This is a genomic window from Hydrogenophaga aromaticivorans (assembly GCF_013387465.1).
Lineage (GTDB): Bacteria > Pseudomonadota > Gammaproteobacteria > Burkholderiales > Burkholderiaceae_C > Hydrogenophaga > Hydrogenophaga aromaticivorans.
In genome coordinates this window covers 145,206-165,864 of record NZ_VYGV01000027.1, presented here as the reverse complement: position 1 = coordinate 165,864, position 20,659 = coordinate 145,206, and the positions used below count along the sequence as shown (strand labels likewise).

General features: G+C 67.5%; 19 protein-coding genes. 4 read left to right on the top strand and 15 right to left on the bottom strand.

The genetic code is table 11. From position 1 onward, the window contains the following. Positions 1–24 precede the first annotated feature (24 nt). The 11 genes from F3K02_RS25305 to F3K02_RS25255 all read right to left on the bottom strand — a co-directional run bounded on the left by F3K02_RS25305 (position 25) and on the right by F3K02_RS25255 (position 13,786). On the bottom strand, positions 25–969 hold the full coding sequence (locus F3K02_RS25305; RefSeq protein ID WP_177139209.1) for an ATP-binding cassette domain-containing protein: 945 nt from the start codon (positions 967–969) through the stop codon (positions 25–27). Next, positions 950–2,155, bottom strand: coding sequence for a nitrous oxide reductase family maturation protein NosD (locus tag F3K02_RS25300; RefSeq protein ID WP_343067163.1), 1,206 nt, complete (start codon positions 2,153–2,155; stop codon positions 950–952). Before F3K02_RS25300 ends, F3K02_RS25305 begins: the two co-directional genes overlap by 20 nt. Positions 2,156–2,229: 74 nt before the next feature. Further along, positions 2,230–4,848: a NosR/NirI family protein gene (locus tag F3K02_RS25295; RefSeq protein ID WP_177139207.1), complete on the bottom strand. Its 2,619-nt coding sequence runs from the start codon at positions 4,846–4,848 to the stop codon at positions 2,230–2,232. A 162-nt stretch (positions 4,849–5,010) separates the two neighbouring features. After that, positions 5,011–6,942, bottom strand: a complete 1,932-nt coding sequence (gene nosZ / locus F3K02_RS25290) for a TAT-dependent nitrous-oxide reductase (protein ID WP_177139205.1) — start codon at positions 6,940–6,942, stop codon at positions 5,011–5,013. A gap of 618 nt (positions 6,943–7,560) precedes the next feature. Continuing rightward, positions 7,561–8,631, bottom strand: coding sequence for a flavodoxin family protein (locus F3K02_RS25285; protein WP_177139203.1), 1,071 nt, complete (start codon positions 8,629–8,631; stop codon positions 7,561–7,563). 118 nt (positions 8,632–8,749) lie between these two features. After that, positions 8,750–9,133, bottom strand: a complete 384-nt coding sequence (gene crcB / locus F3K02_RS25280) for a fluoride efflux transporter CrcB (protein ID WP_177139200.1) — start codon at positions 9,131–9,133, stop codon at positions 8,750–8,752. Between the two features lie 14 nt (positions 9,134–9,147). Next, a complete protein-coding gene (locus F3K02_RS25275) occupies positions 9,148–10,155 on the bottom strand; it encodes a recombination-associated protein RdgC (RefSeq protein WP_177139198.1) in 1,008 nt (335 codons plus the stop codon). Positions 10,156–10,423: 268 nt separating this feature from the next. After that, a complete protein-coding gene (locus tag F3K02_RS25270; RefSeq protein WP_177139197.1) occupies positions 10,424–11,197 on the bottom strand; it encodes a LamB/YcsF family protein in 774 nt (257 codons plus the stop codon). Between the two features lie 13 nt (positions 11,198–11,210). Next, positions 11,211–12,248 carry a 5-oxoprolinase subunit C family protein gene (locus F3K02_RS25265; RefSeq protein WP_177139195.1) on the bottom strand — a complete coding sequence of 346 codons (1,038 nt, stop codon included), beginning with the start codon at positions 12,246–12,248 and terminating at the stop codon, positions 11,211–11,213. Continuing rightward, positions 12,245–12,988, bottom strand: a complete 744-nt coding sequence (gene pxpB, locus F3K02_RS25260; RefSeq protein ID WP_177139192.1) for a 5-oxoprolinase subunit PxpB — start codon at positions 12,986–12,988, stop codon at positions 12,245–12,247. The genes F3K02_RS25265 and pxpB overlap by 4 nt, the downstream gene beginning before the upstream one ends. Before the next feature lie 249 nt (positions 12,989–13,237). Further along, positions 13,238–13,786, bottom strand: a complete 549-nt coding sequence (locus F3K02_RS25255; protein ID WP_177139190.1) for a winged helix DNA-binding protein — start codon at positions 13,784–13,786, stop codon at positions 13,238–13,240. A 173-nt stretch (positions 13,787–13,959) separates the two neighbouring features. Here F3K02_RS25255 and F3K02_RS25250 point away from each other — a divergent pair, with 173 nt between their 5' ends. From F3K02_RS25250 to F3K02_RS25240, 3 genes are read left to right on the top strand one after another with little or no spacing between them, the layout of a single operon-like run. Then, entirely contained in the window at positions 13,960–14,934 is a 975-nt protein-coding gene (locus F3K02_RS25250; protein ID WP_177139188.1) for a TRAP transporter substrate-binding protein, read from the top strand. A 14-nt stretch (positions 14,935–14,948) separates the two neighbouring features. After that, a complete protein-coding gene (locus F3K02_RS25245) occupies positions 14,949–15,455 on the top strand; it encodes a TRAP transporter small permease (RefSeq protein ID WP_177139186.1) in 507 nt (168 codons plus the stop codon). Beyond that, positions 15,448–16,743, top strand: a complete 1,296-nt coding sequence (locus F3K02_RS25240) for a TRAP transporter large permease (protein WP_177139184.1) — start codon at positions 15,448–15,450, stop codon at positions 16,741–16,743. Before F3K02_RS25245 ends, F3K02_RS25240 begins: the two co-directional genes overlap by 8 nt. Before the next feature lie 3 nt (positions 16,744–16,746). Here the strand turns inward: F3K02_RS25240 and F3K02_RS25235 are convergent, their stop codons facing one another. Beyond that, the gene (locus F3K02_RS25235) at positions 16,747–18,015 is read right to left on the bottom strand and encodes an NAD(P)/FAD-dependent oxidoreductase (RefSeq protein ID WP_246309799.1); all 1,269 of its coding nucleotides are present in this window, start codon (positions 18,013–18,015) and stop codon (positions 16,747–16,749) included. 47 nt (positions 18,016–18,062) lie between these two features. Here F3K02_RS25235 and F3K02_RS25230 point away from each other — a divergent pair, with 47 nt between their 5' ends. Beyond that, a complete protein-coding gene (locus F3K02_RS25230) occupies positions 18,063–18,746 on the top strand; it encodes an aspartate/glutamate racemase family protein (RefSeq protein WP_177139182.1) in 684 nt (227 codons plus the stop codon). Between the two features lie 106 nt (positions 18,747–18,852). Here F3K02_RS25230 and lapB read toward each other — a convergent pair whose 3' ends face one another. Genes lapB through F3K02_RS25215 form a run of 3 tightly spaced genes read right to left on the bottom strand, consistent with a single transcriptional unit; the run spans position 18,853 to position 20,653 of the window. Next, positions 18,853–19,998 (bottom strand): lipopolysaccharide assembly protein LapB, encoded by a 1,146-nt coding sequence (gene lapB / locus F3K02_RS25225; protein ID WP_177139180.1) that lies wholly within the window; start codon positions 19,996–19,998, stop codon positions 18,853–18,855. A gap of 6 nt (positions 19,999–20,004) precedes the next feature. Then, positions 20,005–20,286, bottom strand: coding sequence for a LapA family protein (locus F3K02_RS25220; protein WP_177139178.1), 282 nt, complete (start codon positions 20,284–20,286; stop codon positions 20,005–20,007). Positions 20,287–20,332: 46 nt separating this feature from the next. Then, positions 20,333–20,653: an integration host factor subunit beta gene (locus F3K02_RS25215; RefSeq protein ID WP_177139177.1), complete on the bottom strand. Its 321-nt coding sequence runs from the start codon at positions 20,651–20,653 to the stop codon at positions 20,333–20,335. Between the last annotated feature and the right edge of the window lie 6 nt (positions 20,654–20,659).

Genomic DNA, 20,659 nt, shown 5'->3' with positions numbered 1-20,659 from the left:
CCTGGCGCCATTGCAATGAAACGTTCATGGTGCCTCCCTCAGGCCGAAGTACACGTCCTCCAGCGAGGGTTCGTGGATCTGCAGGTCGCTCAGCTCCGCGTTGGCCAGCCAGGCCAACACCCGCATCTTGTGTTCGCGGGGGCAGCGCAGTTCCAAGAGGCCGGGTTCGCGCTGCTGCAGGGCGATCTCGGCGCCGGCCAGTTGCCCGGGCAGTTCGGTGGTCAGGGTCTGCAGCCAGGTCGGCGCGGCGCGCAGCTGGAAGACCAGGGGCATGCGCGAGCGCTCGCGCAGCGCCTGCACCGTGCCCTGCGCGCACACGCGGCCGTTGCTGAGCATGGCCAGGGCATCGACGCGCTGTTGCAGTTCGGCCAGGATGTGCGAGCTGATGACCAGGGTCACGCCCTGCGAGCGCAGCAGGTCGAGCTGGTCGTAGAAATCGCGGATCGCCGACGGGTCCAGGCCGGTGGTGGGTTCGTCGAGCAGCAGCAGCTGGGGGTCGCCCAGCAGGGCCTGGGCAAAACCCAGCCGTTGCCGCATGCCCTTGGAGTATTCGCGCACCGCGCGCCCGCCGGCCCGGGTCAGGCCGACGCGATCCAGCAGGGCGGCGCACTGCGTCTGCGGTGCGCCCTTGAGGCGCGCGAAGAAGCGCAGCGTCTCTAGCCCGGTGAGGTTGTCGTACAGCACCAGGTTCTCGGGCAGGTAGCCCAGGGCGCGCCGCGTGGTGCGGAAGTCGGGGCCGTTCACCGCGCAGCCGTTGACCTGGATGCGGCCCAGGCTGGGGGTGATGAGACCGAGCACCAGTTTGAACAGTGTGCTCTTGCCGGCGCCGTTGTGGCCAATCAGGCCAAAGAGCTGGCCGCGCGGCACCCGCAGGCTCACGTTGTCCAGCGCCAGCAGCGGTGTGCGCCGGCTGCCGTAGGGTTTGGTGACGCCCTCGATGTGCAGGGCCTCAGCGGAAATACTTGTCACGCCATGTGCTCCAGTGGGGATGTTTCGGCGCCATGGCCGGATGGGGGTCGATCACGCTGGGCACGCGCAGCACCGGGAACTGGTGTCCCAGCACGCGCAGGGCCTGCACGGCGGGGCTGCCCAGCAAGAGTTGAATGGAAGGGTGGCGCCACTGCAGGCGGTCCACCAGGTCGTTGGCTTCGTAGGACAGGTCGCCGACGCCGTTGCCGTCGCGGTCCCAGCCCAGGTAGTTGCTCCAGTAGTTGCCCTGGCCGGGCGTGGGGTGGCCCCAGGGTTCGTCGCGCGCGCCGACGTAGCGCACCTGCTCCCGGTTGGCGATGAAGTCGTTGCCGACCACCTGGTTGCGCGTGGACCCGGCGGACAAGTGCACACCCACGTGGTTGTCCACCACGAGGTTGTTGCGCAGGGTCACGTACTCGACGTCGTAGATGAAGAAGCCGCGGTCGTTGCCGGCCACCACGTTGTCTTCGATCACCGAGTCCTGCAGGGTGCGCAGCATGATGCCGTGGTCGGAGTTGCCCCAGGTGCGGTTGCCGCGCACCACCTGGTCGCGCACCTCCATCAGGGCCAGGCCGCCGCGGTTGTAGTAGCTGTCGTTGTCTTCCCACAGGTTGTGGTAAGAGTTCATGTAGTGCGAGCCGTAGCGGCTGTGGTGCAGCCGGTTGCCGCGGAACTCGGCGTTGTGCGACACGTCGACATACAGCGCGTCGCGCACGAAGCTGATGTCGTTGCCGGTGATACGCGCGCCCTGCGTGTTGTAGAGCTGGATGCCGTTGCCGCGTTGCGAGGAGTTGAGGTCGCGCAGGCCGGTGATGCGGTTGTGTTCGATGCGCACCCCGTTGGCCTTTTCGATCCACAGGCCGAAGAGGTTGTAGGTCAGGTCGCAGCGCCGCACCACGGCGCGGTGCGAACCGGGCTGCACGTAGATGCCCGCGTGCTGGCTCTTCAGGCTGGTGCCCGAGTCGCGCACGATCAGGTTCTCGATCAGCACGTCGGGCGAGGCGACGCGGATGGTGTCGCCGCGCTGGCCGCCGCTGAGCGTGGGGCGGTTGATGCCGCGCAGGGTCAGGGGCTTGTCGATGCGCAGGTTCACGCTGTAGAAGCCGCGCGCCACTTCCACCACGTCGCCGGCGGCGGCCTGCGTCACGACGGCCTGGATGTCGCCGCCGGGCTCGACCCGCCACACGGCGGACCACGCGGGCAGGGCCAAGCCCAGCAGCCACACGCAGGCCAGCCGTTGGCGCCAGGATGCTGGGGTGTTCACGCCAGGTGCCCCAGGGTCTTGAGCGCGAGGAACAGCGTCGCGCCGATCAGCAGGTTCTTGAAGCCGACGTAGCTGAGCATGTCCATCCAGTTCGCCACGCGGTAGCGCGCCTGCCACCACGGGCCATCCTTCACGTAGCGCTTGCCCGCCATGCGGATCAGCACCTCGTAGACGCTCCAGCCGAACCACCAGCCGATGATGGCGCTGGCCGACAGCCGCCCGTCGGCCGCCAGCAGCCAGGCCACGCTCGCGGCCAGGGCCAGCGAGAGCCCGGCGAACTGCAGGGCGCGCTGGTTCTTCCAGCCGTCGCGGCTCCAGGGCCACAGATGGTGCTGCACCTCCTGCCACAGGCCTTTGAGGCCAGGGGCGCGGCCGCCGGGCCAGGGCTGGGCCGGTGCGGTGGGCATGCGCGGATCGGGGCCCTGCGCGGCCCGGGCGCTGACGGGCGAGACCGGTTGGATGGGGATGAAGTAACCGTTGCGCCCGATCGGCGTGATGAGCAGGCCGTCGCGTTCGCGGCGCTTGCGCTCCTTGGCCAGCGGCGGGCAGCCTTTCTGGTCGGTGTAGAGCACCATGCAGTCCAGGCAGTGCAGGCACTCGCGGTGGTCGATGCGGCCGTCGGCGTCGATCGCCTGTGCGCCGCAGCCCACGGCGCAGGCCTTGCAGCTGTTGCAGTCCTGCTTGCGCTGCAGGCCGAACCAGCGGAAGGTGCTGGGCATGGCCAGCGAGGCACCCAGCGGGCAGATGTACTTGCAGTAGGGGCGTTCGATGAACAGCGACAGGCCCAGGATCACCACCACGAACAGACCGTAAGGCCAGCTGCGGTTCGTGAGGCCGACCAGGAAGGTGGTCTTGAACGGCTCCACCTCGGCCAGCACCTCGGCCAGGCCCATGGAGAACATGGACACCACCAGCAGGCCGAAGAAGATGGCGTACTTCAGCCACTTGAGCCGGTCGTGCCAGACCTGCGGTACCTTGGTCTGGAAGCGTTTGAGGCCGATCACGCGACCCACCTTGTAGAGCGCCTCGGAGAGCGAGCCGAAGGGGCACATCCAGCCGCAGAACAGCCCGCGCCCGAACACGAACACGGTGATGATGATGAAGACCCAGAAGACGAAGATGAACGGGTCCGACAGGAACAGCGACCAGGTCCACTGGAACAGCAGGGCGTGGAACCAGGTCAGCACCTGAGTGATGGAGGGCTGCGCCATGAGGCCGAAGCCGACGAAGCCGATGCTTATGGCCCAGGCCGAGTATTTGAAGGCGTTGACCGGCCATTTGTTCTTGTGGGTCGAGCGCCGCGTGAGCTTGTCGCGCAGGGCATAGACCACCGCCACCGCCAGCAGCAGGGCGCTGAAGAGGGCAATCTCGATGGCGCGCGATTTCCAGATGCGCACCCAGGGGGCGTCGGGCTCGGTGACCACCGGGCGCCCGCCTTCGAGCAGGTCCGCCGCCAGCCAGTACTTCGATTCGAAATTCGCGAAACTGCGGTGCCCGGTGGCGCGGTCCACGCGGTTGCCCAGGAAGGCCAGCTTCCAGGGGTAGGCCGCCGAGAACGAGCCGGTCCGGATGACGAAGATGGCCGACTCGCTGAAGGCCGGCGCGCCCGCGGCCTGCAGGCCATAGAGGTTGACGTAGTCGAGGTCACGGAAGGTGAACGAGTCGGCCCCCTGTTTCACCTGGATGCGGTCGTACAGGCCACCGCGCACGAAGCCGGAGCCCTTGAACGACTCCACGCCCGCGGTGCGCACCACGAAGACCGCGTTCTCACCCGGCTGCAGGCGCTCGCGCAGGTTGGCGAAGCTGCGTTCGCCCAGCAGGCTGCTGCCGATGTCGGGGTGGTTGAGGTCACCGAACCAGAGCTCGATGAAGGGCATGTCGCCGCGCGGCAGGCCCACCTGCTCGGGCGTGACGCGCAGCGTCTGCACGGCACCCATCTGGACCAGCTCGGCCCAGCTGTAGCGCTGCTGGCGCGCCACGAAGCGGGCGGGGTCGCGCCGCGTCGGCTCGATGATGCCGACCTGGCGGGCCACGGCCGAGCCCGAGAGCTGCATCACCTGGTTCTGCGCGATCACGGTCACGGTGGCGCCGGAGATGGCGTCCAGGCCCAGCACGTTTTGATCGGGGCGCGAGGGCCCCACTTCGATCTGGTCGGCCACCGACTTGCCGAGGTACTGGTGGTTGAAATCGACCAGGGCTTTCTCTGGGATGCCCAGCAGCAGGATGGGCTCGGAGTGCTTGAGCACCTTGACGCCCACATAGCGGCCCTGCGCGTCCATGCCGATGAGCGTGACCACCGGTTTGCCGGAGTAGGCCGGGATGTCGGTGATGTCGGTCGAGAGCATCACGTAGCCCAGCAGCGTCTTCTTGCCCGGCTGCTGCGGGTCGGCGTCGCCATAGGCCTCCACATACGGGGGCTGGCCCATGCGCTGGGAAAAACTCTGGGCGCCCGGGAACACCTCCGTGCAAGGCACGAGGGCACACAGGTCCGGGTTGGTGGCCAGGTCGGCGGGCAGATGAGCGTCGTAGGCTTGTGCCTGGGCATCGTTGCCGAGCGTGGTCAGCAACAGAGCAGCGGCGGTCAGTGCGGCCGCGAAAAGGCGTGCAATCGACATCGTTGGGGTCCAGGGGGCAGAGCCCGATGCCAGCGCCACACGGCGCGGGCATCGGACCCGGCAAAGCAGGACCTCCCCGGGGGGAGGTTTTGAAAGCCTACGGGCCTACCTTCGTGCTTCGCACTCCGGTGCGAGCTTGCTTGGGGCGGCCCGGCGCTGCGCTCATGCCTCCACGATCATGCGGGTGCGCATCTCCAGGTGCAGTGCATGGCAGAAGTGCGTGCAATAGCACCAGAACACGCCCGGCTGGTCGGCGATGAATGTGACCGATGCCGTCTCCTGCGGGTTGACGATGAAGTTCACGTTGTAGTTGGGGATCGCGAACCCGTGCGTCAGGTCTTCGATCTTGTCGAGGTTGGTGAGGATCAGCGTGACCTCATCGCCCTTCTTGAGCTTGAACTCGCGCAGGCTGAACGCCGGCGCCTGCGACGTCATCTTCACCGTGACCTTCTTGCCGTCGCGGAACACGCCGGACTCTTTCGGGTCCTTGATGGCCAGCGGGAAGTCGTCGAGCGAATAGACCTGCTTGGGCTGGAGCAGCTCGCGCTTGAAGATGATGAAGTCGTGCGGCTCGCCACGCACCGGGTGGTCGGCCAGCAGCACCATCTTGTCACCCGAGATGTCGATCAGCTGCTCGTTTTCGGCGTGCAGCGGACCGACCGGCAGGAAGCGGTCCTTGGAGAACTTGCAGCCCACGGCCAGGTACTTGCCGTCGGCGGCCTTGGTTTCGGACTGGCTGGCGTTCAGGTGACCCGGCTGGTACTGCACGTCGATGCGATCGACCACGTATTTGGCGGCCTTGTCACCGGCGTGGAACTTGATCGCGGCGTCCACGTTCCATTTCACGACCTGGCTGTCCAGGAACAGCGTGGTGTAGGCGTTGCCACGACCGTCAAAGGCGGTGTGCAGAGGACCCAGGCCGATCTCGACCTCGGCCACGATGGACGCGTCCAGCTTTTCCAGCTTGCCGTCGAACCACTCGAGCACCTTGCTCAGGTCGATCACGGTGGCGGTGGGCGAGAGCTTGCCGGCGCAGATGAAGTACTTGCCGTCCGGGCTGGCGTTGACGCCGTGCGGGTTCTTGGGCACGGAGACGTAGGCGGTCAGCGCGGTGGTGGGGTCCTGGTTGGCCTCGTGCGTGCCGTCGACCACCGGCACCTTGGAGGTGCCCACGGTCTTGAACTTGCCGGCCTTCACCGCCGCTTCGATGCGGGCGATGTTGAAGAACAGGCAGGCATCGCGCTCGGACGACATCATGTCTTCATAGGTGACGCCCATCTCGATGTTGTACTGGTTGGTGGCCGCGAGCTTGCCGTCGTAGGACGTGGCGGTCAGGTCGCAGTTGCCGTCGATCAGCACTTGCCAGCGCACTTCCATGCTCTCGGCGTCCACGCAGGTGAACATCGAGCGGTACTTGGAACCATCGTCCAGACCGGCGTTGGGCAGCGGGATGGAGAACTCGGCGCCACAGAACACCCGCGTGGTGTAGTTGATCGCGGGATCCACCGGGTCGGCCTTGTCGGGGAAGATGCCGTGGAAGCCCTGCACGTTGGGCAGCTGCGTGATCTTGTCGCAGATGAAGTAGTCCAGGCGGATGCGCGCGATGCGTGCGTTGATCTTGTCGTTGATCCAGGCGTAGCGGCCGTCGTAGTTGCCGTCCTTGTAGGAGGCGTGCGTGTGGTGCGAGTCGCCCACCGTGTAGCGCAGCGAGCCATCGGGCTTGGTGCCCATGATCTTCTTGGACTCGTTGGTGATGCCCCAGCCCACCAGCGCGTCGGGCACGAAGCAGGGGATGCGCATGAGTTCGCGGCCCGAGGGCAGGCCGAGCACGCGCATGTCACCGGTGTGGCCGCCACTCCACAGGCCGTAGTAGGTGTCGAGTTCGCCGGGCTTGAGGTGCGTGGCGTTGGCGCCGCTGTGTGCGGCATCGGGGGCCGCGGCCGGCGCTGCGGCGGGGGCGTTGGCGGCACCGGATTCTTTTTCGGTGCAGGCCGCGGCGCCCATCGTCAGTCCCGCCAGTGCGGCGGTGTTCAGGAAACGTCGACGACCCCATGCGGTGGTGTCTTTGGAAGGCAAGCTGCTGTCGCTTTTCATGTGTGAACCTTTTGGGTTTGGGTTTGGAAATGGGGTGGGCCACGCGCAGGAGGTGGCATGGCCGCGGGAGAGGTGTGCGCACGGCGCTCGGCACAAGCCGTCAGCGTGTGGTGGTTGTGCCGTCCGGTGAACGGTGGGTGGGCCGTTGGCGCGGGCAGGAACGGCGGCAGGCACAAGGCGCAATCCAGCGTCGGGACAGGCACCGAGTCCGGGCTGTCGTCGGCATCGACCCACTTGACGCCACTGCCGCTGCAGACCTCCGTCATGCCGCGGTGGGTCAACAGCGGTGATGCAAAAACGATTCCCCAGCAGAGCAGAAGGCACAACAAGACCCAGCGCTGGCGGGCTCGTTGGGGGTGCTGAAAACTGGGCATGCGCGGACTATAAGCTCGATATCATTCATTTTCAGTGAATATTTAAAGAAAATTGATATGGATCAATTTCAGCTGTTCCAGCCGTGCCCATGCGTGGTTTCGGTGAGGCGCCAGCGCGAAGCCATGCCTGCAGCATGGGATGCCACCGCAACCGAGAAGTTGGAGAGCGTGGTCAGCGCGCGCAGTGCCGCGCGGCAAGCCCTTTTCATCGAGCTCGGCGCAGCGTCCACTGGCGCCCGTTGCGCTACTTGGGTCGCGGGCGTTTCAGTGCAGGCCGCGCCGCCTGCAGCCGGCCGACGCGCAGCTCGACCACGGCCTGGGCCACGGCCCGTGCCACGTTGCGGGTCTCTTCCTGCAGGTCTTCATCCCGGTCCAGGGCTTCGTGGCTGTTGGCGTAGGGTTCGTAGTAGCCGATGTAGCGGTCCAGCCGGGCCTGGGCGCCCGCGTCGAGCAAACCCATCCAGTCCAGCCAGTCGCACAGCGAGCGCCGCGCCCCTTCGATGCCGGCCACGTCGCCGTGCACCAGCACGCCGTAGGCCCGGCCGGCCAGGTGCTGCGGGTAGCTCCAGCCGGCCATCTCCAAGGCTTTGGCTTTGGCGGGGTCTTTGCCTCCCGTCGCGGTGGGGTCGGGGTTGCCGCCATCGGCACACACCATGCGGTCCATCATCAGCTTGAGCGGACTCGGGCTCTGGTACCAGTAGACCGGGGTGACGATCAGCACGGCGTGGGCCGCGGTCCAGCGCTCGTAGATCTGTGCCATCCAGTCGTTGGTCTGGTTCAGCGCGTGGTTGGGGTAACAGCTGCAGGGCCAGTGGCACAGTGGCATGGCGGTGGACAGGCAGCCCTTGCAGGGGTGGATCTTCAGCCCGTAGTCGGAGGTGAGCAGGCTCAGGTCCAGCACATCGGTCTGCAGGCCCAGCGGTTCCAGCACCTCGCGGGCCGTCTCCATCAGCCGAAAGCTCTTGGAGATTTCACCCGGGCAGGTGCCGTCGTTGCGCGCCGAGCCGCAGACCAGCAGCACGCGCGACGGCGTTGCCGGGTCGGCCCAGCGCGATTGGGCCGCCTGCAAGCGGTCCTTGGTGGCGACCCATTCGTCGGACAGCTCGTAGTCCGGGTCCGCGTAGCCTTCGCCTGCCTTGTGGGTGAACGGTGCCTTGCGGCCTTCGCTGAAGGCGGCCCAGGCGATGGCTTCGAGCCGGTCGATGGACGGGTCTTCCGCGCGGAAGGCCGGGTCCATGAACGAGGCGCGGAAGCGCTCGGCGAATGGCGCCCGTGCCAAGGGGGCGGGCGCCTGCCCTTTGCGAATCTGGATCATGATCGGCCTCCAGCGGCAAGTTCTGAGACGCCCAATCTGGGCCCATGTCCCGAGAGCGTCTGTGCGATACCGCACCCAGTGCCGGAGGTTCGGCTCTCTGGCCGTCAGCGCGTCAGCGTCAGGCCGGGGTCCACCACCAGCCCGCCATCTTCATGCCGAGCACCGTGAGCAGCAGCGAGCCGAGCAGATGCAGGACCGCGGTGCCCGTGGCGAGCAGCCAGCGGCCGTGCTGCAGCATGCTCACCACCTCCACCGAGAAGGTGGAAAACGTGGTGAGCGCGCCCAGAAAGCCGGTCACGATGGCGAGACGCCAGGCCGGGTCCAGTTGCGTCTGGCTCTGGAAAAACACCACCGCCACGCCCACCAGCCAGGCCCCGGTCCAGTTCGCCGTGAGCGTGCCCCAGGGCAACACCGCGTGGCCCTGGTTGAGCCACAGGCTGAGCTGCCAGCGCGAGAGCGCGCCGATGCTGGCACCGAGGCTGATGGCGATCACTTGCAGCATGGCTCAGTGGGGAATCAAAACGGTGGGTCTTCGTCGTCGCCCACGGCGGTGACGGCTTCCTGTTTGGGTTTGGCCGGTGCGGCCGTTGGTGCATCGGGCATCGCCATGCCGGGCACGATCTCGCCGCCCAGGGCTTCGATCAGTTCGGGGATCAGCTTGTTCAGCTCGCCGGTGCTCAGTGCCACGTCGGTGTCGAAGCCGCTTTCGCCGTCGGCGGCGCGGTCGTCGAACACGCCTTCGAGGAACGCGAGTTTCTTGAGCTGCATGGACTCGGTGAGCACGAAGCCGATGCGGCCTTCCCAGCTCAGGGCCAGGCGCGTGGGCAGCTTGCCCTCAACGATGTGTTTGCGCACCTCGTCGGTGGCGAGGTTGTGGCGCGTGAACTTGACGACCGACTTCTCTTCGTCGCCCGATTTCAGTTCGCACTCGCGCTCGACCGCGAAGCCACCCGGTGCGCCGCCTTCGTCTTCGTCGGACACCGGGGCCGAGAGCCACGAAGTCATCGCGGTCTGCGGCGTCACGGCGGTCTGCAGCAGGGTGAGCGACAGGTCGTTGAAGGCGTTGACCAGGGCGGTCACCAGCTCGTCGAGCTTGCCCTGGCTGCTGGCGTCGGTGACCAGCAGGCCGTTGGCCAGGTCGATCCAGACCCACACGCCCATGCGGCGTGGAAAGGCCTGCGGGAGCAGGGACAGCAGCGCGTCTTCGCGCAGTTCTTTCATCTGCTTCTTGCCGGGCTTGCGTCCGGTGGTGGCCTCGATGTGTTCGGCTTCTTCGTCCGCCTTCTCGCGCACGACCGAGCCGGGCACGGCCTTGGTCTCGATCATCAATTTGAGGATGCGCTGCCCGGCCACGGATTCGACCAGCGGGCCATGCGCCTCGCCGCGCGGCTCGACCCAGCCCACGGCCTTGTCCTGCGTGGCACCGCAGGGCACAAAACGGGCCGCGTCGAGCGCGGTTTCCATCGACTCCAGCGTCGCCGTCCAGCCGGGCGCGATGCGGTAGATCGTTACATTCTTGAACACGGAATTCCTTGGGTTGTGCCGGTGCGTTGTGGACCGGCGCCCCCTCCCGGCAGCGGGAGGGGGTTGGGGTGAGGGGCTTTGATGATACCCAGCCCAACCCAGGGGTTCAGAGGCAGAGAGTTTTTTGGCCGGGCCTGAAAGGCGCGCCAAAACGGCCCGGATCTAGGCGCAAGGCACAGCCGTAGCTCGGGCTACGGCGAGCATTTGCAACGACGAGCTGGGCCGTTTTGGCGTGCAAGGCGGGCACGGACGAAAGACTCTCAGCCTCTCAGACCAGCGCGGTCAGCGGTGCGAGCTGGTAACCCGCCTTCTCCAGCGCGAGGCGGATCTGCTGCGCCGAGGCCACGGCGTCGGGCCCATCGCCGTGCACGCAGATGCTGTGTATGGGGGTGGGCAGGCGCTGGCCGTCGGCGGTGACGATGCCCCCCGCGTCAAGCATGCGCAGCACGTGTTGCACGCAGGCCAGGGCGTCGTGCAGCACAGCGCCGGGCTGCGAGCGGGGCGTGAGCTGGCCGTCTTGTTGGTAGGTGCGGTCGGCAAACACCTCGTGGCCCACGCGCAGGCCGGCCGCATCGCCGGCCGCTTCCAGCGCCGAGAGGGCTGGCGCGAGCAGGATGAGCTCGCGGTCCAGCGCCCGCACGGCGCGTGCCACGGTGGCGGCCACTTCGGCGTCGGCGCAGGCGATGTTGTTGAGCGCGCCGTGCGGCTTGACGTGCGTGACACGGCCGCCTTCGGCCGCGGCCATGGCCTGCAGCGCGCCCACCTGGTAGAGGATGGTGGCTTCCAGCTCCTGGGTCGACAGCTGCATGGCGCGTCGGCCGAAACCCTGCAGGTCGGGGAAGGCCGGGTGGGCACCCAGGCTCACGCCGTTGGCCTGCGCCAGGCGCACGGTCTCGCGCATCACGACCGGGTCGCCCGCGTGAAAACCGCAGGCGATGTTGGCGCTGCCAATGACCTGCAGCAGCGCTGCGTCGTCGCCCATGCGCCAGGCGCCGAAGCTTTCGCCGAGGTCGGCGTTGAGGTTGATGGTCGTTTGGGTCATCGGGTACTCCTGTTCAGGGGTCGGCGCGTTGCATGCCGTCGATCAGATTGGATGCGTAGAGTGCGGCCTCGTCCACCGTGCCGGGCGGCAGGAAGGTTTCGCGCGAGGCGAGCCAGCGCTGCCAGCGTTGATGTTCGTCCAGCAAGGCGCGGTGTGCCGCTTCGTGGGTCACGGCTTCAAAGCGCACGCGCGTGCCGGGCTTCAGGTGCGCGAGCCGGGGCAGGTCGGCGCTGATCACGGTGGCGATCTTGGGGTAGCCGCCCACGGTCTGGCCGTCGGCGAGCAGCACGATGGGCTGGCCGTTGGCCGGCACCTGGATCGCGCCGGGCGTCACGCCGTCGGACACGATGTCCGCCGCGGCAGCGTTGATGTGCGCCAGCGCCTGGCCCTGAAACCGAAGGCCCATGCGGTCCTGCGCGGCGGTGGCTTCCCAGTCCTGGCTCAGGAACTGCGCGATGGCGTCGGCGGTGAAATGATCCTGCTGCGGGCCGAGCAGCACGCGCACCGGGCCTTCGTTGGCGGTCCAGGGAGACCGGCAGCGCCACTCCCTCGGATCGGCGTGGCTCCAGGCGCCGCAGGGCAGCGTGTCACCCGGGCGGAAGGCGCGGCCCAGCACGCCGGCCAGCCCGGCGCGCCAGTAGCTGGCGCGGCTGCCGAGCTGGGGCTCCATGAGCAGCCCGCCGGCCACGGCCAGGTAGGCGCAACCGCTCTCGGCCGGGCCGAGCTGCAGTTGGTCGCCTTCGCGCAGCGTGACGCTTTGCCAGGCGGGCAGGGGGCCGCGGCTGCTGTCGCTGCGCAGGCAGGTGGCGGCGATGCGGCCCGCCAGCGCCACGCGCACCGGCCCGGCCTTCACACGCAACACCGTGCCCGTGCCGCGCAGCTCCAGCACGGCCTCGTCGGGCGGGTTGCCGAGCAGGGCGTTGGCCGCGCGGGCCAGCGGTCCGTCGAGCCAGCCGGAGAGCGGCATGCCGTGGTGCCGGTGGCCCGCGCGGCCGCGGTCCTGCACGGTGGTGCCGATGCCGGGTTGTGCGATCTCCAGCAGGCCGCTCATTGCTCAGGTGCCTTCAGGAAGGTTTCACGCGGCAGGCCCCGCGCGATCTCGGCGGCCAGCCGGTCGTGCGTGGCAAGGTCGACCGCGTGGCAACGCACCTCGTCGCCGGCCGCGAGCAGGGCCGGCTGCTCGGCGTGGCGCAGGTCGAACAGAACCACCGGCGTGCGACCGAGCAGGTTCCAGCCGCCCGGGCTTTCCCAGGGGTAGACCGCACACATCTCGCCGGCCACTGCCAGTGATTGCGCGGGCACTTTCTGGCGCGGCGCCGGCAGGCGCGGCATGTGCAGTTCGGGTGGCACGCCGCCCATGTACGGGAAGCCCGGCTGGAAGCCGAGCATGTAGACCCGGAAGGTGGCGGTGAGCAGGCGCTGGATCACTTCGTCGGGGCTCAGGCCTTTGGCTTCGGCCAGGCGGGGCAGGTCGGGCGCGAAGTCGGCGTCGAAACACACCGGCAGGTGCCAGAGGCGGCCCGGCTGCATGGCCTGATGACCGTCTTGCGCCAGCACCTGCAGGCGTTCGCCCAGCGCGGTGGCATCGGCTTCCAGGGGGTCGTAATGCACCGTGAGCGAGCGGAACGTGGGCACCACATCGGTGATCGATGCCATCAGCGGTTCTGCGCCACGCGCCTGCGCCACGCGCTCGGCCAGGCCCATCACGCGGGCGTTGATGGCAGGGTCGATGGCGCTGCCGAACTCCAGCGTCCAGGCGCTGTCGCCGAGGGCGAGCAGGCGGGGGGCCATGTCAGGACTCATGGGAGGTGATGTGCGAAAGGGAGACCCGGGCTCGGCGGCGGCCCCTTACCCCAGCCCTCTCCCCAGAGGTGCGAGGGAGCAAGGCCCGGGCAGGGAAGCTGCGAAGGGGGAGTCCAATGGCATGGCCGGAGCGCGTGCCTGACCCAGGGCAGCCGTGGAACCGGCTTCGCCGGGCCACCAGCTGCGTCCCCCTCCGGGGGGAAGCCGCGAAGCGGCGCAGGGGGGCTTCACAGTGTTTCACAGTGAAGCCGCGGACCGCGCCGCCTGGTCGTACATGCCCGAGAGCACGCGCAGCAGGCGCGCGAGCTCGCCGATGTCCTTGTTGAGCGCGTCGTCGGCGTGCAGCGCCTGGATCAGGCATTGCTCGCGGATCTCGCGGTAGCGCTGCACGCTGACGCTGCCGGCTTCGGTGGCGGCGTAGGTCACTTCCTTGCCCGACTTGCTGGACACCACCACGCCCAGGCTCACCAGCTTCTTGAGCGAGTAGTTGACCAGGTGCGTGTCCTCGATGTTCATGATGAAGCAGATGTCCGACAGGCGCTTGTCCCGCGCCCGGTGCGAGACGTGGTGCAGGACCAGCACGTCCAGCGGCATCAGGTCCTTCAACCCCGCGGCCGACATGCAGTGCACCACCCAGCGGTGGAAGGCGTTGCTGGCCACGATCAGGCCGAACTCGAACTCGCTCATCTCCGCGCTCTGGGGTGAGACCAGGTGCGCCGATGACACGATGTGCGAGCCGGGCGCCTTGGCGGCGGGCGTGGTTGTTGCTTTGGGTGTCTTGGCCATGTGCGTTCCTTCGATGGTCCGCAGTTTAGATTTTTTGCTGATGATTTGCCAACAATTTGTTGACGATAAGGGAAAACACCCATCACAATCTGCCAGCCCGGCGCCTACAGTCCGTGCACCCTTTCCCGCAGGGTCTGCCTGCAATCTGTTCCACCCCACCCACCGGAGCTCCCATGAAACGTCGCGCATTCCAACTCTCGATGGCCGCTGCAGCGCTCGCACTTTCGACCTCGGCGTATGCCCAGGCCAAGTGGGATCTGGCCACCGCCTACCCGGCCACCAACTTCCACACGGTCAACATCAGCCAGTTCGCGGCCGACGTGGACAAGGCCAGCGGCGGCAAGCTCAAGATGACGGTGCACGCCAACGCCGCGCTGTTCAAGGCGCCCGAGATCAAGCGCGCGGTGCAGGGAGGTCAGGCCCAGGCCGGCGAGATCCTGCTGGTGAACTACCAGAACGAATGGCAGGTCTTCGGTGCCGACGGCCTGCCGTTCCTGGCCGACAGCTACGACGAAGCGGCCAAGCTCTGGAAGGTGCAGCGCCCGGTGCTGGAGAAGAAGCTGGCCGAGCAGGGCATGATGGTCCTGTTCGCGGTGCCGTGGCCGCCGCAGGGCGTGTACAGCAAGAAGCCGCTGAACAGCGCAGCCGATCTGAAGGGCATCAAGTGGCGCGCCTACAGCCCGGCCACCGCGCGCATCGCCGAACTGGTGGGCGCCCAGCCGGTCACCGTGCAGGCGGCCGAGGTCAGCCAGGCCTTCGCCACCGGCGTGACCGAAAGCATGATGTCCAGCGGCTCCACCGGTGCCGACGCCAAGCTGTACGAACACGTGAAGTACTGGTACGACACCCAGGCCTGGTTGCCCAAGAATGCGCTGCTGGTGAACAAGAAGGCCTTTGATGCACTGGACAAACCGACGCAGGATGCCGTGCTGAAGGCCGCCGCCGACGCCGAGACCCGCGGCTGGGCCGAGAGCAAGAAGGCCAACGGCGAAAGCCTGGACAAACTCAAGGCCGGTGGCATGCAGATCCTGCCGGCGCCCGCGCAGCTCAAGACCGACATGAAGCAGGTCGGCGACACCATGCTCAAGGAGTGGCTCGCCAAAGCCGGCCCTGAAGGCCAGGCCATGGTCGACGCGTTCCGCAAGTGAGCCACGGCAGCAACATGCGACGCACGCTGAATGCCTTGTACGACGGCTGCGCCTGGCTCGCGGCGGTGTTCATGATCGGCGTGCTGGTCATGGTGCTGCTGTCGGTACTGGGCCGGCAGTTCCAGTTCCACGTGCCGGGCACGGACGCCTACGCCGGCTACGCCATGGCCGCCGCCGGTTTCCTGGCGCTGGCGCACACGCTCAAACGCAACGAGCACATCCGCGTCACGCTGGTGCTGGGCAAACTCACCGGCCGCGCCCGCCGGGGCCTGGAGCTGTGGTCGCTGAGCGTCGCGGTGCTGCTGTCCGGGCTGTTCGCCTGGTTCGCGGCGCGCCTGGTGTGGCAGTCGATCGAGTTCCACGACATCTCCACCGGCAACGACGCCACGCCGCTGTGGATTCCCCAGCTGGCGATGGCGTTCGGCACCCTCGTGCTGTTCATCGCTTTCGTGGATGAATGGGTGCTGGAGGCCCGTGGCCAGCGCCAACGCATCGACGGATCGGAGACCCACCATGAATGAGATGGTCGTCACCGGGTTTCTGATCGTCACCCTGTTCGCCCTGCTGGGCAGCGGCGTCTGGATCGGCCTCACGCTGGCCGGCGTGGCCTGGATCGGCATGGAGCTGTTCTCTTCGCGCAGCGCGGGCGATGCCATGGCCGTCACCATCTGGGGCTCCGCCAGCAGCTGGACGCTGACCGCATTGCCGCTGTTCATCTGGATGGGCGAGATCCTGTTCCGCACCAAGCTGTCGGAAAACATGTTCAAGGGCCTGGCGCCCTGGGTCAATGCGCTGCCCGGTCGGCTGCTGCACACCAACATCCTGGGCAGCACGATCTTTGCGGCGGTGTCGGGTTCGTCGGCGGCCACCTGCGCCACCATCGGCAAGATGACGATCCCCGAACTGACCGAACGCGGCTACCCGCCGGAGCGCGTCATCGGCTCGCTGGGTGGCGCCAGCACGCTGGGCCTGCTGATACCGCCCTCCATCGTGATGATCGTTTACGGCGTGGCCGCCGAGGTGTCGATCGCCAAGCTGTTCGTGGCGGGCATGATTCCCGGCCTGATGCTCGCGGGCTTGTTCAGCGGTTACCTGATGGTCTGGTCGCTGCTCAACCCCGACAAGATTCCGCAGGCCGATCCGGGCATGAGCTTCACCGACAAGTTGCGCGCTTCCAGCGAACTGATCCCGGTGGTGTTGCTCATCGGCGGCGTGATCGGCTCGATCTACGTCGGCGTGGCCACCGCCACCGAGGCGGCCGCCATCGGCGTGGTCGGCTCGCTGATGCTGTCGGCGTACCAGAAGTCGCTGAACTGGCAGAACTTCAAGGACGCGCTGCTGGGCGCCACCCGCCTGTATTGCATGATGGCGCTGATCCTCGCCGGGGCGGCTTTCCTCACGCTGTCCATGGGCTACATCGGCCTGCCGCGCCACCTGGCCGAGTGGGTGGGTTCGCTGGGCCTGTCGCCGGGGCTGCTGCTGATCGCGCTGGCGCTGTTCTTCATCCTGCTGGGCTGTTTCCTCGACGGCATTTCCATGATCGTGCTGACCATGGGCGTGCTGATCCCGACAGTGCAGGCCGCGGGCATCGACCTGATCTGGTTCGGCATCTTCGTCGTCATCGTGGTGGAGATGGCGCAGATCACGCCGCCGGTGGGCTTCAACCTGTTTGTGCTGCAGGGCATGACCAAGCGCGAGATCAACTGGATCGCCGGGGTCTGCATGCCTTACTTCTTCCTCATGGTGCTGGCGGTGTGCCTGCTCTGGTGGTTCCCGCAAATCGTGATGTGGCTGCCGGGGCGGATGTGAACCTCATGACCGCAGAAACCGCTGTGGCCTGAACGGATTCGGGTCGAGGTTGGTGGGCTCACCCAGCATGAGTTGCGCCAGCAACTCGCCGGTGCCCGGCCCGGTCGAAAAGCCGATGTGCTGGTGGCCCAGCGCCAGCCAGACCCCGGGCTGGCCCGGGCATTCCCCAACCATCGGGCGGCTGTCGGGCAGGGTGGGGCGGCTGCCCAGCCAGTCGGGGTCTGCCGTTCGTTCACCCAGCGCCAGCGCCTCGCGCGCGGCCCGCTCGGCAGCGTCCAGCTGCGCAGGCCGCGACGGAGCGTGTTGTGCGTTCAGCTCCACCCCGGTGGTCAGCCGCAGGCCTTGTGCCATGGGCGCGAGCACGTAGCCGGCGGCGGTGTCGTACACCGGCCGGTTGAGTGCCGCGCCACTCGCTGGCGTGAAGTGCCGGTGGTAGCCGCGCTCGAAGCCCATGGGCAGCTTCAGTCCGAGCTGCTGCCGAAGGAAATCGCGCGACCAAGGTCCCAGCGCGACCACGACGTGATCGGCGTGCAGGGAATGTCCATCGGCTGTGGCGACGGACCAGCCACCGTTGTCTCGTTGCAGGTGTGTGGCCTCGGTGGTGTGCAGCTGCCCGCCGAGTTCCACCAGCCACCGCGCGTAGGCGCGCACCAGCTCACCCGGGCTGTCCACCGAGCTGGCGTCTTTCACCCACAGGGCCTTGCGGAAGATGGGCTGCAGATGCGGTTCCAGATCGTGCAGTTCGTGTGCGTCCAGCTCGGCGGTGGCGACGCCGAAGCGGGCCAGCGTCTCGCGCCCGAAAGCGCCCGCCTCGAACCCCGCCGCGCTGCGGTAGAGAAACAGCCAGCCCGCGTCACGGCGGCGCTGCGCGACACCCGCCGCGTCCATCCACCGGTGGTGCACCTCCCCCGAGTGCCGGATCAGCGCGTCCAGCGCGGTGGTGGTCTCGCGGAAGTCCTGTTCGCGCGCATGGGACAGGAACGACAGACCCCAGCGCCATTGGTTCAGCATCGCCAACGGGTCGTAGCGGAAGCCCGGACTGCGCCCGCGCAGCAGCCCGGGCAACTGCGACCACAGCCGGGGGTGGTTGAACGGCATGAGCGAGCTGCGCGCCAGCACGCCAGCGTTGCCGTGCGAAGTCGCGGCGCCCGGTCCCAGCGGGTCGATCACGGTCACCTGCATGCCGCGCTGGCGCAACGAGAGCGCGCAAGCGATGCCCACCATGCCGGCGCCCAGCACCACCACCTGTTGTCCCAGCCTTGCCTGCGTCATGCTTCCATGTTCCCATCGTTGTTGTTGTCAACCCGCAGCTTATCGCCATGAAGGACACGAAGACCGTCGCCGAGGGATGCCTGGGCGTCATCATGCTGGACACCCGCTTCCCGCGCCCGCCGGGCGACATCGGCAGCCCGGCCACCTGGGAACGCGCCGGCATCCCGGTGCGCTTCATCACCGTGCCGGGGGCTTCGGCCCGACGCGTGGTGCAGGCGCAAGACCCGGCGCTGCTCGGCCCCTTTGTGGAGGCCGCCCGTTCGCTGGCTGGTCAGGGCGCCCGTCTCATCACCACCAGTTGCGGCTTTCTGGCCAGTTGGCAGGTCGAGTTGCAGGCGGCGGTGGACGTGCCCGTGATCACCTCCAGCCTGCTGCAATGCGCCGGCCTGCCGTCACCAGGCATCGTCACATTCGACGCCGCTTCGTTGCACGCGGGATTGCTGCAGCGTGCGGGCGTACCGGCGGGCACACCCGTGGAGGGCCTGAGTCCCGGTTGTGAATTGCAGTCGCGCATCCTGGCCGACGATACCCAGCTGGACCTGCGGCAGGCATCAAATGACGTGGTGGAAGCCGCGATGCGCCTGGTGGCGAAGCATCCCAAGGTGCAACACCTGGTGCTGGAGTGCACCAACATGCCGCCGTACCGGGCAGCCGTGGCCCAAGCCACCGGAAGACCGGTGCACGATCTGGAATCCTGGCTGCAGGAAATTTGGAGTGGGCAACACGTTTGAAGTGGAGGGGATGCCCAAGCCAGAACGCCGCGGAACCGGCTCCGCCGGGCCGCCAGCGTTGCCCCCCAGTGGGGGGTGACGCACCGCAGGTGCGGCGCGGGGGGCGTCAAAGCTCCTCGACGCGCCGTGCCGGGTAGCTGTCCCAGCTCTGGCAGCCCGGGCAGTGCCAGAAGTGCTGGCGGGCCTCGAAGCCACATGCGGCGCAGCGGTAACGTTTGAGCGGGTTGCTGGCCTGCTCCAGAGCACTCTGCACCGGCTTCTGTGCGCGCGGGTCCGACAGGGTTTCGCCGGCCAGCCACTGGGTGGCCACCACCAGCGAGGGCTCGCGCTCCAGGTGGTTGAGGTAGCGTGCGCGGGCGCTTTCGGCATCGGGGCTCAGGCGGGCCAGAGCTTCGGTCACATCGAGCGACGGACCCCGTTCGTGGGCGGCCTGCAGCAGCACCAGAACCTCGCCCTGCCGCCCGGTTTGCTGCGCCAGTTCCGCGAGCGCATGGGCAGCCAGTGGCAGACCTTGCGGCGCCTGTTGCGCCAGCTGTTTCAAGGCAGCCAGTGCGCCGGCTGCATCGCCTTGCTGGGCCTTGAGCGCAGAGAGCGCCATCCAGCCCCGTGGCAACTGGGGCGCGTGTTGCACCGCGTCGCCCAGCAGGCGCTGTGCCAGCGCGGTGTCTCCATTTTTCTGGGCCAGTTCAGCCTCTTCGCACTGGTAGTGCGCCAGCCGGGTGGTGAAGCTGCCCTGTTCGGCCGCTTCGAGGCGCTGCGCGACGGCCTGGGCCTGCCGCCAGTCGCGCGAGCGCTCGTAAATGGCCAGCAGCGCCAGCAAGGCTTCGCCTTCGAAGGCCGAGCCTTCAAGCTTGTGCAAGGCGGCTTCGGCGCGGTCGAGCAGGCCGGCCTTGAGGAAGTCCAGCGCCAGGGCGTGCTGGGCGCGGTCCCGGTCCTTGCGGTTGATGTCCGCGCGACCCAGCAGGTGTTCGTGCACGCGCACGGCGCGGTCGTAGTCGCCGCGGCGGCGAAAGAGATTGCCCAAGGCAAAGTGCAGTTCGGCGGTGTCGGGGTCGCCCTGCACGGCTTCGATGAAGGCGTCGATGGCCTGGTCCTGCTGCTCGTTGAGCAGGTGGTTCAGGCCCCGGAAGTAGGCTTTGGGTGTCTGGCGGCTTTCGATGCGCCACTGCCGAAGATCGAGTCTTGAGGCAACCCAGCCGAGTGCAAACGCGATGGGCAGGCCCCAGAGGAGCCAGGTGAGATCAAGATCCATGTCGCGTTACGGAGCGGGTGGCGTGAGGGTGTCACCGCCAGCGTCTGACGCGCTCAACCGGGATGTGGCAGGTTGGCGCGCGCGCCTCGCGCGCAGCCACAGCGGCAACATCACGAGCACGCCCAGGCTGACACCCAGGAGCAGGGCGATGAACAGCACCAGCACCAGCGGAGCCTGCCACTGGGCGCCAAAGAACAGGTGCAGCGTGACCGCGTCCTGGTTGTTCAGCGCGAAAGCGAAAAGCACAAAAAAAATGGCTGCATTGAGCAGCCACATCAGGTATTTCAAATCATCCCCTCTGTGGTGGGACGATTGTAGCGATCCAGTCTTTCGATCAGTCCGCCTTTTTCTGTTCTCGACCCAGGATCTCGGCGGTCTTCGCGTCCACCTGTTCGCGCAGGGCTTTGCCTGGCTTGAAGTGCGGAACGCGCTTCTCCGGAATCATGACGCTCTCGCCCGAACGCGGGTTGCGTCCGATGCGGGGTGAGCGGCGGTTGACGGAGAAACTGCCGAAGCCCCGGATTTCAATCCGGTGCCCTTTGACCAAGGCGTCACCCATCGCATCGAGGATCGCTTTGACGGCGAACTCGGCGTCGCGTTGGGTGAGCTGGCCAAAACGGCCGGCCAGTGCTTCAACGAGGTCGCTACGGGTCATGTCTGG

Excerpts from the sequence above, each read along its gene's own strand:
- F3K02_RS25295 (WP_177139207.1), bottom strand. The coding sequence starts at position 4,848 with ATGTCGATTGCACGCCTTTTCGCGGCCGCACTGACCGCCGCTGCTCTG.
- nosZ (WP_177139205.1), bottom strand. The coding sequence starts at position 6,942 with ATGAAAAGCGACAGCAGCTTGCCTTCCAAAGACACCACCGCATGGGGT.
- F3K02_RS25285 (WP_177139203.1), bottom strand. The coding sequence starts at position 8,631 with ATGATCCAGATTCGCAAAGGGCAGGCGCCCGCCCCCTTGGCACGGGCG.
- crcB (WP_177139200.1), bottom strand. The coding sequence starts at position 9,133 with ATGCTGCAAGTGATCGCCATCAGCCTCGGTGCCAGCATCGGCGCGCTC.
- F3K02_RS25270 (WP_177139197.1), bottom strand. The coding sequence starts at position 11,197 with ATGACCCAAACGACCATCAACCTCAACGCCGACCTCGGCGAAAGCTTC.
- F3K02_RS25265 (WP_177139195.1), bottom strand. The coding sequence starts at position 12,248 with ATGAGCGGCCTGCTGGAGATCGCACAACCCGGCATCGGCACCACCGTG.
- pxpB (WP_177139192.1), bottom strand. The coding sequence starts at position 12,988 with ATGGCCCCCCGCCTGCTCGCCCTCGGCGACAGCGCCTGGACGCTGGAG.
- F3K02_RS25255 (WP_177139190.1), bottom strand. The coding sequence starts at position 13,786 with ATGGCCAAGACACCCAAAGCAACAACCACGCCCGCCGCCAAGGCGCCC.
- F3K02_RS25250 (WP_177139188.1), top strand. The coding sequence starts at position 13,960 with ATGAAACGTCGCGCATTCCAACTCTCGATGGCCGCTGCAGCGCTCGCA.
- F3K02_RS25245 (WP_177139186.1), top strand. The coding sequence starts at position 14,949 with ATGCGACGCACGCTGAATGCCTTGTACGACGGCTGCGCCTGGCTCGCG.
- F3K02_RS25240 (WP_177139184.1), top strand. The coding sequence starts at position 15,448 with ATGAATGAGATGGTCGTCACCGGGTTTCTGATCGTCACCCTGTTCGCC.
- F3K02_RS25235 (WP_246309799.1), bottom strand. The coding sequence starts at position 18,015 with ATGACGCAGGCAAGGCTGGGACAACAGGTGGTGGTGCTGGGCGCCGGC.
- F3K02_RS25230 (WP_177139182.1), top strand. The coding sequence starts at position 18,063 with ATGAAGGACACGAAGACCGTCGCCGAGGGATGCCTGGGCGTCATCATG.
- lapB (WP_177139180.1), bottom strand. The coding sequence starts at position 19,998 with ATGGATCTTGATCTCACCTGGCTCCTCTGGGGCCTGCCCATCGCGTTT.
- F3K02_RS25215 (WP_177139177.1), bottom strand. The coding sequence starts at position 20,653 with ATGACCCGTAGCGACCTCGTTGAAGCACTGGCCGGCCGTTTTGGCCAG.